This window comes from Peribacillus sp. NPDC094092, from assembly GCF_050279365.1.
Lineage (GTDB): Bacteria > Bacillota > Bacilli > Bacillales > DSM-1321 > Peribacillus.
Map to the genome: position 1 here is coordinate 52,348 of NZ_JBNNUC010000003.1, position 13,836 is coordinate 66,183.

9 protein-coding genes are annotated in these 13,836 nt (G+C 41.7%); 4 read left to right on the plus strand and 5 right to left on the minus strand.

Annotated elements, in window-relative coordinates; translation table 11 throughout:
- Positions 1-209 precede the first annotated feature (209 nt).
- Positions 210-1,664 carry a catalase KatA gene (gene katA / locus ACQKNS_RS15895; protein WP_427644325.1) on the minus strand — a complete coding sequence of 485 codons (1,455 nt, stop codon included), beginning with the start codon at positions 1,662-1,664 and terminating at the stop codon, positions 210-212.
- Positions 1,665-2,253: 589 nt separating this feature from the next.
- Here katA and ACQKNS_RS15900 point away from each other — a divergent pair.
- The 3 genes from ACQKNS_RS15900 (at position 2,254) to ACQKNS_RS15910 (ending at position 5,670) form a co-directional block, all read left to right on the plus strand.
- Positions 2,254-3,144: a TetR/AcrR family transcriptional regulator gene (locus ACQKNS_RS15900; protein WP_427644326.1), complete on the plus strand. Its 891-nt coding sequence runs from the start codon at positions 2,254-2,256 to the stop codon at positions 3,142-3,144.
- Between the two features lie 205 nt (positions 3,145-3,349).
- Entirely contained in the window at positions 3,350-3,697 is a 348-nt protein-coding gene (locus ACQKNS_RS15905) for a phage holin family protein (RefSeq protein WP_076368079.1), read from the plus strand.
- Positions 3,698-4,302: 605 nt separating this feature from the next.
- Complete coding sequence (locus tag ACQKNS_RS15910; RefSeq protein WP_427644327.1) at positions 4,303-5,670, plus strand: amino acid permease; 1,368 nt, start codon at positions 4,303-4,305, stop codon at positions 5,668-5,670.
- 44 nt (positions 5,671-5,714) lie between these two features.
- On the opposite strand, the gene ACQKNS_RS15915 is transcribed toward ACQKNS_RS15910, so the two are convergent.
- Positions 5,715-6,578 carry a DUF4349 domain-containing protein gene (locus ACQKNS_RS15915; RefSeq protein WP_427644328.1) on the minus strand — a complete coding sequence of 288 codons (864 nt, stop codon included), beginning with the start codon at positions 6,576-6,578 and terminating at the stop codon, positions 5,715-5,717.
- Positions 6,579-6,720: 142 nt separating this feature from the next.
- On the opposite strand from ACQKNS_RS15915, the gene ACQKNS_RS15920 reads away from it, so the two are divergent.
- On the plus strand, positions 6,721-7,179 hold the full coding sequence (locus tag ACQKNS_RS15920) for a TspO/MBR family protein (RefSeq protein ID WP_427644329.1): 459 nt from the start codon (positions 6,721-6,723) through the stop codon (positions 7,177-7,179).
- A 108-nt stretch (positions 7,180-7,287) separates the two neighbouring features.
- On the opposite strand, the gene ACQKNS_RS15925 is transcribed toward ACQKNS_RS15920, so the two are convergent.
- The 3 genes from ACQKNS_RS15925 to ACQKNS_RS15935 all read right to left on the minus strand — a co-directional run bounded on the left by ACQKNS_RS15925 (position 7,288) and on the right by ACQKNS_RS15935 (position 13,822).
- The gene (locus tag ACQKNS_RS15925; protein ID WP_427644330.1) at positions 7,288-11,106 is read right to left on the minus strand and encodes a bifunctional 2',3'-cyclic-nucleotide 2'-phosphodiesterase/3'-nucleotidase; all 3,819 of its coding nucleotides are present in this window, start codon (positions 11,104-11,106) and stop codon (positions 7,288-7,290) included.
- A gap of 333 nt (positions 11,107-11,439) precedes the next feature.
- A complete protein-coding gene (locus tag ACQKNS_RS15930) occupies positions 11,440-13,026 on the minus strand; it encodes an OPT/YSL family transporter (RefSeq protein ID WP_427644331.1) in 1,587 nt (528 codons plus the stop codon).
- A gap of 31 nt (positions 13,027-13,057) precedes the next feature.
- Positions 13,058-13,822: an IclR family transcriptional regulator gene (locus ACQKNS_RS15935; protein WP_427644332.1), complete on the minus strand. Its 765-nt coding sequence runs from the start codon at positions 13,820-13,822 to the stop codon at positions 13,058-13,060.
- Positions 13,823-13,836: the final 14 nt, after the last annotated feature.

Genomic DNA, 13,836 nt, shown 5'->3' on the forward strand with positions numbered 1-13,836 from the left:
TCATAAATTCAACCCATTCCTGATGAATTAAGTGACTGGCCCTCAATTAATCTGACTGCATGACTTCCTTACAAATATTTATAACGATATATTCTTACCGAACTTGTCGGGTGTCATTTATATAACGGGGCCCTCCATGAACAAACAAAACAGGCACCCATTCATGAATGGATGCCTGTTTTCATTTAATAGATTGGGAGTCCCATATTTTATGCTTCTTGCGGTACGGGCAAACCTAAACCTTCGGCTATGCGTGTTCCGTATTCTGGATCGGCTTTGTAGAAATGACCGATTTGACGAAGCTTGATTTCTTCCAATTCCACAGGTTTCATTGCGCCCACGATCGTGTCAACAAGGCGAGTTTTCTCTTCGGCACTTAATAGACGGTATAAGTCACCTGCTTGAGTGTAGTGATCATCCCTATCATGACCGACTTGTGCAGCTTGCCCAGTCACCTCGAATGGAGTGGCTTTATTTTCCGTTGATTCGGCAGGGCCGCCAAAACTATTCGGCTCATAATAAACAGATCCCTTGCCATTGTCATCTGCACGCATGAATCCATCACGCTGATAGTTGTTCGCTTCCACTTTCGGACGGTTCACCGGAAGCTGGTTGTGATTCGAGCCCACACGGTAACGGTGTGCATCTCCATATGCGAATAGGCGTCCTTGAAGCATCTTGTCCGGGGAAGCTTCGATTCCCGGTACGAAAGTTCCAGGTGAGAACGTGGCTTGCTCCACTTCAGCAAAGTAGTTTTCAGGATTTCTGTTCAAAACCATACGGCCAAGCTCGATCAGCGGATAATCTTTTTGAGACCATACCTTCGTCACATCGAATGGATCGAAACGGTATGTATCCGCATCTTCCAGAGGCATGATCTGAACATATAATTTCCATGCAGGGAAGTCCCCTTTTTCTATGGCATTGAAAAGATCTTCCGTATGGTAATCTGGGTTTTCACCCGCTAATTTTGCAGCTAGATCGACATCAAGGTTTTTGATGCCCTGTTCTGTTTTGAAGTGGTATTTCACCCAAACGCCTTGTCCTTCGGCATTCACCCATTTAAATGTGTGGCTTCCGAAACCATGTGTATGACGAAGTGTAGCAGGAATGCCCCGGTCGGACATCAGGATCGTCACTTGGTGCAAAGATTCAGGTGAATGTGACCAGAAATCCCAAACAGCAGTAGGGTTTTTCAAATGTGTTCTAGGATCTCTTTTTTGTGTATGAATGAAGTCAGGGAATTTAATCGCATCGCGAATAAAGAATACAGGCGTATTATTGCCGACGATATCGTAGTTTCCTTCTTCCGTGTAGAATTTAACAGCAAATCCACGCGGGTCACGGACTGTATCAGCAGAACCCAATTCACCTGCAACTGTGGAGAAACGGATAAAAAGATCTGTCTTCTTGCCTACACCATTGAAAAGTTTAGCTTTCGTGTACTGAGAAAGGTCGTTCGTTACTTCGAAAGTTCCGAATGCACCGGCACCCTTCGCATGAACTACACGTTCAGGCACACGTTCACGGTTGAAGTGGGCTAGTTTTTCCAATAAGTGTACATCTTGAATGAGTACCGGTCCTCGTTCGCCGGCAGTGATCGAGTTTTGATTATCTCCAACTGGCGCTCCCCAGCTTGTAGTAAGGTTTTTCTTATTCGACATAATTGAACCACCTTTTCATTAATATTTATGTATATAATGATAAAGCTTATCAGAAAAAAATCAATACTTATTTATAATAATTTTAATATAATAATGAATTCATTAAATTTTTGTAAACGAAATGACTTCACCTCCAACCACATTATGGATAATTAAAAATGTATAAACATTGATATAACAACTCATTGGTATAATTAAATACCTAATAATGGTATACGACCCTTATAACCAATATTCCTTCATGACAAGTGATTTTATCATTTCTCCTACCAATGGGATAGTAATCGAGAATGATAACGAATATTCATGGATACTTTGCGCTACTACCTATTTCCTTCTATTTATCTTATAACAAACTGGAGTGATCTCCTGTGACTTTATTCACTTCATCAGACTTTATTCAAAAACTGAATTTTTCATTGTTTTTGTGAACCTCAACTTCAGCAGAACTCTTCATAAACGGGCTGAAACAAAAGTCCTTCCCCCTTATTTTGCTGGGGAAATTGTAAACATACTGGTTTGTGTTCATATAGAAAATAAGATACTATTACGTTAAAATGACCGTCCAATAAGAGTAAGGGTGATATATATGAATGAGCGCAAACAACTGGTAGTTAAGTATGCACACCAATTATTTATTGAAAAGGGTTATCAAGCCACTTCCATTCAGGATATTTTAGATTATAGCGGCATTTCAAAAGGAACATTTTATAACTATTTTTCTTCTAAAAGCGAATTGCTTAAGGCCGTCTTCCTGACTTCGCAAGAAAAGTTCGAAAAAGAGCGGAATGAATTGCTGATTGGGCAAAACCTTGCAGATATTGAAATATTCATCAAACAATCCGAATTACAAATGCACTCCAACAAAAGCAATAAAATCTTCTTCTTATATGAAGAAGTAATGATTTCAAATGATACCGAACTTAAGAACTTCATAACACATGCTAAATTCCAGCATATCCATTGGCTATCAAAACGCTTTCTGGACATTTTCGGTGCTGATAAAAAACCTTATATTTTGGACTGTGCCATTCTCTACTCGGGGATGATGCATCAAACGATTCATTTTAATGCCTTGGCTAAAGAGCCCGATTTCAACCCTACTGAAATTATCCGCTATTGTGTCGATAGGATTAAATCGATTTTCGAAGATGTCAGCACGTCAAAAGCACAGCTTTTGGAACCCGATCTCATCAAGCAATGGCTGCCTGAGTGCTTCCATACACAGCAGGATTTTCATACAGCACTCCTGCACTCTGCCAATGACCTGAAAAAGATGATCTTGAGGCTTTGCCAAGATGATGAAGCGGAACGGGTCAAAAACTTAAAATTGATTCACTTTATCCAAGAGGAATTATTACAAAACGCTGAACCGCGGATCTTTCTCGTCGAAAGTGCCCTGCTTTCCTTGAACACCAATCCAAAATTGAAAGACACATTGGAATTAAGTGAATTCGAGAAAATCATTGCCAACAACTAAAATAGAACCAAAATGGCCCCATTTTGCAGACAAATGGGGCCATTTTAGCGGAAAGGGAGCGGATTTCTGAAATCCACTGGGGCTTTCTGGGGGAATACATATCGTATTCCTCTTTTTTTTGTGACAATTCTGCAAACATATCACTGAAATTCATGAAGTTTTAGTATAATGACTTGTAGTAAAGTGTCTTCAGGAGGAGTTATTCATGAACATAATAATGCGTTTTCTTATCAACGGGCTGGTATTGCTCGTTATTGACTGGCTTCTCGACTCCATCACGATTAAATCATACGGAACAGCCTTGCTGGCGGTTTTTATATTATCGATCATGAACTTGCTGGTTAAACCCATTCTCCTACTTATCACATTGCCGATCACCATTCTGACGTTCGGGTTGTTTTCTTTCATTATCAATGCCTTCACCTTCCAAATCACTTCCTATGCCGTCAGTGGCTTTGTAATAAATTCTTTTTGGGGAGCTTTAATCGGATCATTGTTATTGAGTTTCATTCAAAGTCTTCTTATAAAACAGAGTAAAAAAAACCGTCAGTAGCATGCTGTTGGTTAAAACTGTAGACAAACTCGATGAAAATCGAGTTTGTCTACAGTTTTTTTAGGAGCTACATACTGAAACAGTAAGTTGGATTCCTGACGGTTTTTCGTATCATTTTCATTTCCATAACAGCCCTTCGATATTTCCCGGGCTATTCCCCTAAATTTCGCTAAGCTTCACTAGCGGTTTTTTCTCATTTTAGACAATACTTTTCCCCACCGTTTCATATAAAATCGACTTTCCCGGAAATCAGTATCAATCGATCCATGGAATCCCTTCCTACCAGAGTGGTATGAACAGGATGCCTGTACCTTGTTTTGGACCAGCTTATCCACTGCCGAAGTCTAAATTTTTAGAAAAATCACATAATTTTATTTTGTTTGAATAGCATTCTAATAGTCTTGAAAGATTTTAAATGCGACGAAAACAGAGTGAATCACTTTATGGTAAGCGTTTTCATTTTTCACTTTACATTCTTCCTATTAAAATATATTATTTAGTTGTAATATTATGTGAAAAATCAATAAATTATATGTATTCTCCTCTACTAGTGATAAAATGCTAGATAGAGAAAATTAAACTCCAACATAGAAAAGGGGAAAATTATGCAAAACTCCAAAGAATCTCAACTACATAGAGGTTTGGAAGAAAGACATATCGCATTAATGTCTCTTGGCGCAGCCATTGGAGTCGGTTTATTTCTCGGCTCGGCATCTGCGATAAAATTAGCCGGCCCAGCTATCATCATTTCCTACGCCATTGGCGGGCTTATGATCTATCTTATCATGCGTGCACTTGGGGAAATGGCAATTAAGAATCCTGTCGCAGGCTCTTTCAGCCGCTATGCTAGCGAATTTGTCGGTCCTCTTGCCGGATATATAACCGGATGGAATTACTGGTTCGTTTGGATTGCCACCTGTATGGCTGAAATTACGGCAGTCGGAATCTATATGCAATTTTGGTTCCCCGATACCCCGCAATGGGCTTGGGCGTTAGCCGCTCTTGCCATCATGACGACGATTAACTTTCTAGCTGTAAAAGCATATGGTGAATTGGAGTTTTGGTTCGCCTTAATTAAAATCATTACAATCATCCTTATGATCGTCCTTGGCTTCGGAATGATTATCTTCGGACTGGGGAACGGCGGAATCGCAGTCGGATTCGGCAACCTTGTTGAACATGGAGGATTTTTCCCTAATGGGATTTCCGGTGTCATCCTCTCTTTTCAAATGGTCATGTTCGCCTATTTGGGAATTGAAATGCTCGGAGTAACCGCAGGTGAAGTTAAAAATCCTGAAAAATCTTTAAAAAGAGCCATCGATACCGTTTTTTACCGGATTTTACTTTTTTACGTTTTAGCTCTGACAGTCATTTTATCGATCACTCCATGGGATGAAATGAATGGAGAAAACAGTCCATTCGTCATGATGTTTGATAAAATCGGGATACCAGGCGCAGCAGGAATCATTCAGTTTGTCGTACTGACAGCAGCCCTATCATCTTGTAACAGCGGGATCTTCAGTACAGGAAGAATGTTATTCAACCTAGCGCAGCAAGGTGAATCACCAAAAAGTTTCGAACGTACTACAAAGTCAGGCGTACCTGGCGTTGCCATCATCGTTTCGGCTGTCGTGCTGCTTTTCGGTGTTTACCTTAACTACATGGAAGCCGATAAAGTTTTCACTTACGTTACAAGTGTCGCTACTTTCGGTGCCCTCTGGACATGGGGAACCATACTTGTCACACAGATCATGTCTAGACGGAAAATGAGTCAGGGAGAAAAGCAAGGTTTGTCATACAAAATGCCGCTTTTCCCATTCACTTCTTATTTCACTTTAGCCTTTTTAGTATTCGTAATGGTAGTACTCGGTTTTTCAGCAGATACAAGAGTCGCTCTAATCGTCGGTCCGATTTGGATCTTACTGTTGGTAGCCCTGTATTATGCGACCGGCTTGCATAAACGGAATAGATAAGTTTCAAAGAGGGTGCCAGTAATTGGCACCCTCTATTAATGTCTTCACCTTCTCCCCCTTCTTTTGATCACCCAATGGACCACCGCACCAGCTCCGCCTATAATAATGAGGATAGGCAAGTTCCCTATTATGAAAACAATGATTCCTGAACCCGCTTTAAGTAATAGATTCGCACTTGTTGCAAGTTGTTTCTTCGTTCTCTCCCATGTATTCAATTCCTTATTATCAATGCCCGGCACAACTATCCGGTCCTGTGATAACGTGATGGTGACCGTCGAATATGAGGTTTGGTTTTCAAGATACTTCATTTGCCCAGTCAGCTGCTCTATTTCTTCTTGCACCACGGCAAGATCGGATGATATTTTCAGTAAATCTTCCGTCTTCCCGGCATCATTCATGAATGCAAGTAACCTTTCCTCTACTGCCCTCTTTGATTTCAATCTTGCTTTTAGATCAACATATTGCTCCGTTACATCCTGTCCAGTCACATTCCTTCCGACCACTTCTGAGGCCTCGCCCTCGCTGACGGCCAGAAAATCCTGAAAATGGGATTCAGGGACCCGAACGGTGATCGTTCCTTCCACCAGTTCTTCATCTTCCCTATATACATTGGACTCGACCACATATCCGCCATATTCAGCCACCTTATTCTCAATCTTCATTTGTGCTTTTTCAAGGTTTTTCACCTTCAACTCAAGTTGTGCTTGATGGATGACCTTTCTTTCTTCCGTCATCCCTTCCTTTTCCGCTGCTTCTTCCTGCACCTTATCACCGGAAATGGAAGCGTCCATTTTACTTTCCGCCGTTTCATCCTGTGCTTTGGATGCTGAATCATCTTTCTCATTACTGCTGCATCCAGCAAGTAAAAGTAACAAACAGAACAGAAGCATCATTGTTTTACGGTTCATCGGTATTCCCCCTTTTCTTAATAGTACCGACGTATAATTTGGAAGAAAGTTACACTTAGTCATTAAAGGGCATGTTTTATTTTCATATGAATAGGTAAAGGTATAAGAGCATCCAAATTATTAAGAAAGAAGTGGATTCATTATGAACTACGGAAAATTTGCTAAAAGTTTATTGGTCCCTGTGGTCGGAGGTTCACTTGTGGGTATATTCGCCACAAGGAATTCAAAAGCAATTTATGATAAACTCAAGAAGCCTGCCTTTGCACCTCCTTCCTGGACCTTCCCCGTTGCTTGGACAAGCCTATATACGATTATGGGAATAGCGAAATATCGCATTGCATCCAAAGAAAAAGAATCGAAGTCCGCTGAACTCCTCTATAATACTCAACTAGGGTTGAATTTCTTATGGTCTTTTTTATTCTTCAAATGGAGATTGCGTGGAACGGCCTTTATTGAAATGGCTGCACTGCTGACCCTGATCACTTTAACTGCATTCGAATTTTACAGAATAGACCGTGCATCCGGTTTAGCGATGATTCCCTATATAGCATGGGTCACCTTCGCATTGGGATTGAACTTTTCCATTTTCAGAAACAATTAATCACATAAAGAAGCGCCCCTTGTATAAAGGGGCGCTCTCTTTTAAAGTTTCACGAGTAAACCCGCCAAACTCACGAGTAAATCCTCAAGTTTCACGAGTAAACCACAATTAATTATTGATATTCATAATTCTTCCTTCGATTTCTGCCGTGATCTTCCCGCCTTTAAAGGTTTCTTTGACATAGTTAACGAATGCTTCCAGGTCAGCATGTCCAAACACACGCTCTTTTCCTTTCAGTACGGTATAGTTATCACCGCCGCTAGCCATGAAATCATTGACGGCCACCGTGTATGTTTCGGTATCCTCGATCGGAGTTCCGTCCGCTTTCTTCAATAAAGTGACACGTTCCGTGACAGGTTTACTGAAGTCGGCTGTATAGCTCAGTCCAGAAATTTGCAAGGTTTTCGGAGATCCTTCTACGACCCATTGCTGTTGAAGCAGCGTTTTCACTTCTGCTCCAGTCAGTTCCAGCTTAACCAACACGTTCCCGAACGGCTGGATTTTCGCTAAATCGGAAAAAGTGACTTCCCCCTTTGGAATATCCGCACGAATTCCGCCTGGATTCATGAAGGCAAAATCGGAATTCAAATCTGCCTTCATCGAATCGGCAATTAAATTTCCAAGGCCCGTTTCCTGTGTATAGGCATTGGCTCTTAAAATTTTTTCATCCGTTGTCCCAAGCGGAGCCTTCAACTCGGGGAACATGTCTAGATAGTCGTTAATGAATTTCGTCGTCCCGGCATCAGGCGTGATGCCATCTTGAGTAACCGTCACAATCTCAGCTGACCTTTTGACAATATCCTTTGTGTTCGGGTCGATTTCCAAATCCACATCTTCAAAAGCCGTTCCATAAGAGTAAGCTTGTACAATCAATTTATCGTCCACATAGTTGTTGACCTTTGCATGATTATCCCCGGCTAAGATCACATCCACTTCATCATCCACGGCATTGGCAAGGTCGGCCACTTCACCTGTGATGACCCCTTCCTTTTCCGTGCCTGGGTCATGTGAGATGACCACTATCGATTTGACGCCTTTATCTTTCAACTCTTTAACCGCCTTATTTACGGCAGGTGCCTGTTCTATGAATTCCACATTCTTAATGCCATCCGGACTTACTTTTTGAGGTGTGGCATTCGTGACTACGCCTATGAACCCAATATCAACCCCGCCGACCTTTTTTATGACGTAAGGGTCCAAAATCGTTTTTTTCGTGTCTTTATATACGACATTGGCTACTACATATGGAAAGTTCAATTTATCGAATACCACATCGGATGTTGGCGACTTTCCGCCATTGATTTGAGTCATCAGGGTTTCTACCCCTTTGTCGAATTCATGGTTCCCGACAGTTCCGACATCGAATTTCATATTATTCAAAAACTGGAGCGTCGGTTTGTCTTGGATCAAAGAAGAAACGGGTGCACTTGCCCCAACAGCATCCCCTGCCGAAAGCAGAAGTGTATTTTCGGGGTTTTCAGCTTTACGCTGCTTCAAATGCGCAGCTAGATAATCAGCACGCCCTTGTTTGATACCGCCAAAATCGGAGGTGGTATCAAGCTGGCCGTGAAGATCATTGATCCCGAGCAGTTGCACCTTGACATTTTCTTTCCCCAAATTGAATTTGTAAATGCCAAAGCCTTTCTCATCCTTTTTGCCTGTATAGGAAATCGCGCTGTCTTCATTTAAATATTCCGCACCTTTTGGTGATGAGGTGAAGGTAACGTTCACCTTGCCTGGAATCGGGGCGATCGACCAGTTATTATCAGCGGTTGGATTGATCTCACCCTCTTGTGTGATGTAGTCCATCAAGATCTGGCGATTTTCATCCGCAGAGTCCACTACATATTCGCTACCCTTGACTCCCGGGAAGTTCCCCCCGCCCGAAGCACGGTAATTATTCGTCACGACGATGAAGTCTTGATTCGGATCCACTGGTTCACCCTTATATTTCAAATCTGCAATCCTGCTGGAATCCGACACTTTTATCCCTTTTTCATCATAGCGCGGGGCCTTGGTGACATCGATTTGGTACGTGACGCCGTCAATCACATCAAAATTATAGACGGCAAACTTTCCATTAAGCAGCTCCTGTTCCTCAGACTTGGCAGGATCGATTGTATTATATTTCCCTGCAGACATCTCAAGCCACTCTTTAACCACGGACCCTTTGATCTTGATTGCCTTCAAGGTATTATCGTATAAATATAAATCGCCGGCACTGCGAATGGTCAGTGCGCCTTCCTTGATTTCGGTGAATTCCTCGACTCCATTTCGGCCCGCTTTGAAAGGGGCGCCAACAGAGAGGATGGGAAGGTCTTTGTATTCCGGGCGGTTGCTTTGGATGTATTTCTCTACATACCATTTCTGTGCGCTCGTCACGACCTGTACGGAAGGGTCGTCTTGCACAAGGGCGAAATAACTATGAATTGGAGCTGTAGTCGTTCCAATTGGCGTGTTAACATACTTGATCGTTCCTTCGTGATCCTTCTTCACGGCTTTGACGACAGACGCATCTTCAGCTGCTTTTGTTCCTGTTATTTTGTCGTTGATTGCCCGTGTTGATGAATCGGAATGGACGACTTTCCATTTCCCCTTGATATTTTGGATATCAAGATCGATGATCCCGAGATTACTGCCGCCATATCCTGCTTGAACGGCTGGTACACCATTGATGGTACCCTTTTTATTATCCACGCCTTTAAGGATTTTTCCTTGTGCATCTTTGAATAGGCTGTCTAAAGAAGCCTCATCTTGGGCCGGAAAGACCTTATGCGTATGGGAGAACGTGATGGCATCGATGCCGGATACCTTGCTTAATGAATAGATGACATCCTCGGTGTTCTTGGTGTCGCCATTAAACCCGGAATGTGTGAGCGCCACGATGACATCCGCGCCCTTTTTCTTCATTTCAGGTACATATTTATTCGCTGTCGTGACGATTTCCTTTGTAATGACCTTACCGTCAAGATTCGCTTTATCCCAATCCATGATTTGCGGAGGGACAAAACCAATGTAGCCTATTTTCACTGATTTTTCTTTTCCATTGATGTCTTTCACTTTCTTCGTGACGATTTTATATGGAGTATATTTATTTTTATCATTCTTTGGATTATTATCTTTATCTTTTTTATAAACATTGGCATTAACGTAAGGGAAGTTCGCATCGTTGATGGCCTCGTCCAAATAAGATAAACCATAATTGAATTCATGATTGCCGAATGTGGCCACATCATAGTCAAGCAAGTTCATCGCTTTAAAGACGGGATGGACTTCACCTTTTTTCAGTGGCGCTATTTTCGCTTTGTACGTACCTAGCGGGGTCCCTTGAATAAGGTCGCCGTTATCCACTAAAACGCTATTTTTCACTTCTTTTCGTGCCTGTTTGATTAAAGAAGCCGTGCGCGAAAAGCCGACCGAGTCCGATACGGCATCCTTATAATAATCATAGCTCACCAGATTAGTGTGTATATCCGTCGTTTCCATGATCCTTAGTTCAAATGGTGCATCCGAAACGGAGGCTGCCAGGCTTTTGCCGAAGTTACTAGTATTGCCGTTATACTTGGAGACAACCGATACTTTGACCCAATAACCCGCTTTGTATGAATTGAAATACGCGGAGAACTTTTGGGCCGATTTAATATCTGCCTCAATGGCTGCCTGTGAAATGACCTTCTTACCATCCATCAACTGGAAGACAACGGTTTCATTTCCTTTGTTCCCTTTTTGCGGTTTGACCGTTACAGTCGCTTTTGTGCCTTTTGAGTAATTAACAATAGGAGCTGTAATGATAAACGGTTCAGTCGTGACAGGTTTCTTATTAGACTCTTTGGCGGATGTCTCCCCAGGTACGGTAAATGGGGCTGCAGCCAAACTTACAGCAAGAATAGGGGCGAGCATCTTATTGACATGCATCTTGAACGACATACTTCACAACCCTTCTATTTTTTGTAAAATGCTAGAATAATATATCATGATTTTGTCGAATAAGCGCCAAATTTTACCGTAATATTACGAATTTTGTATAAATAGTTCTTTTTACCCATTCACCTTTCAAAGATGTATATAATCATCATTGAATCCCATTGAATCCTTAGGGAAAAAGTTTCTTTTTTGGAGGACATAATAAAGTGGGGAAACCACTCACGTGGCTTCCCCTTTATCAAGCAGTACTGCTTAGTTTTATATTAATCTAGAGGCGATAGGAGAAGTGGTACTAGATAGATAATATGTCATATCTAACCACGTTGGATGAACTGATCATTTTCCAGCTTTAAAAATGGAGTTGCAGAAACTGTATATTGCGTCACCGGCGATGATACCTGCAGCCATTATCGTCATTTGTTGTTCATATTTACCGTTACTTTTTCTCATAATGATGATTCGTAAGACAATACCTGTCAGTACGGCCCATCCTGCAATTGGAGTCAATAAAAGTAGACCAGTAGCAAATAAAATTCCCATTTGCCTTTTTGAGCCACCGATTAATTGAAGAATCGCACCCGGGATAGCCCAAATCATTAAGTCTCTTGCAATACCATTCGAGATTCCAGATTCAATAGTCGTTGCATACACAAGGTCAACCGGGGGAATCATCCCTTGGGAGAAATATGTTTCATATGACACCACTACGACAATTGCCGCTACGAAAAAACCAACTAAACCGGCATACAACTGATTCCGGCGCCCTTTTCTTTCAAACTCCATATCTTGGCCATTTCCCCGAAGGATATAACCCGTCTTCAAATCATATCCCAAATCAGCGAATGCAACTCCAGTACATGCACTGAATCCCACCAATAATGCCAATGCTTCTGCTGGAAATCCGATTAATATCCCAATAATCAATGTAATGAGTGCTACAGCAAAAGCAGGGAACCATCCTGCGTGCATGGCTGCAATACCAACAATCAATTCATGGGCAAATGCCGCTACCATTGTAAAAAGGACGAACCCGATTAACATGCCTACTGACATTTGGGTATAGATTCCGCCTAAAACTGCCAGCAGGATCGATATGGCTGTATAAGCAATAAAACCATAGCCAAACGCTTGCCCCAACTCTTTGGTAGGTTTAGAGAATTCATCAGCTTGCACAGCCACTTCTTTCTTTTTATTGAAAATTAAAACGATCACTTGAATTAACGCAACAATGCCCGCTCCGATCATAAATCCATGAGGGATATACAATTCATTGATATCTATTCCAAACAACGGAACCGAGTAACCTCTCAATAATAGCCCTATGCCGAACATCGTTAGCGCCCATATATTCCCTATGAATGCAACACCGAACGCCGACATGGGAATTTTCAAAATCGCTCCAATTATTCCGATTCCAATTCCGGTAAGTAAATACTTTGCCCGGTTCCCGCCTTCATCTCCAGCTTTAATTGCTTCAGCGGTTGCAATCCCTGGTGGCCAGGCTTGTTTTGCAGGGAAAACTTTCGTATCGAACATTTTATAAAGCAGCAAAGCATCAACAATCATGGCAAGAGTCACACCGATAAACAATGGCATAATTAAATGGTGCATTCCAAGCACATAAGGTATCCCGATTGGTAACATCAAACTGCTCGCAGCTCCGAAAGTTGCTGACGAGATTGAAGTTTGGACCAAATTCTGGCTATGGATTGACTTGAATTTAAATAAAAATTTCAAAGGGATCCGAGCCAGAATCATGGCGAATACAGCTCCAACGATTGAAGTATTGGCGGAAATACCTAAAGAGGTAATAAGTTGGACACCTATCATGGCCCCAATGACGGCCAATAATACAATTACAAAAAAAATCGCAGGATTAAATATGGTCGGATGGTTTTTTCCTGTTTGATTTTTATTCGCCATTTGAAATCTCCCCTATTTGCGTATTTATATATTAATTGTATAAGTTTCCGAACTTATTAAAATATTGCTGGATGATATCCGTTTTCTTTCTCAGGATCTCCAAAGTCTCGGCAAACCTATCTTCCGGCATCCTGTAGGAAGGTCCCGCTATCGTCAGTGATCCAATTACTTTGCCTGAGCCATTGAAAAGCGGTGTGCCCATCCCAAAGACAGCATCCGAGAACTCTCCTTTCGTAAAACTCCAACCTTTTTCTTTGATGACTTTTAGATCTTCCAACAGTTCCCCTTTGTCGGTCATGGTTTTCTCGGTAAAGACTTTCATCCCTTTTTTCATTATTTCCAATTGTTCTTCCTCAGGAAGAAAAGCCATAATTGTTTTACAAGATGCCCCCACATAAAGGGGGGTGCGAGTGCCAACCATTACATTAAATTTGATTTGCTGCTCATATTCCGCAATTTCAACAGTTACACCGTCATCTCCATCTTTTAGCGTGAGAAAGACCGTTTCATTCACAACGTCCGCCAATTCCTTCATGACTGGCTGGATGAATTCCGAGAGTTTCATTTTTTGTTTAATCACACTGGAAAACTCTAAAAATTTCAAACCCAATTCATAGTTTTTTGTACTTTCGTTTTGAATGAGGTACCCTTTATTCTCATATGTCTTCAGGATTCGGTGTAAGACCGTATGATTCATCTCCATTTGACGGGCTAAATCTCTTAATCCCCATTCCGGAGTTTCCGCATTGAAATAAGACAGCACATCCAATGCATTCTCCAACGTTTTTAAAGTCATATCTCCATCTCCCT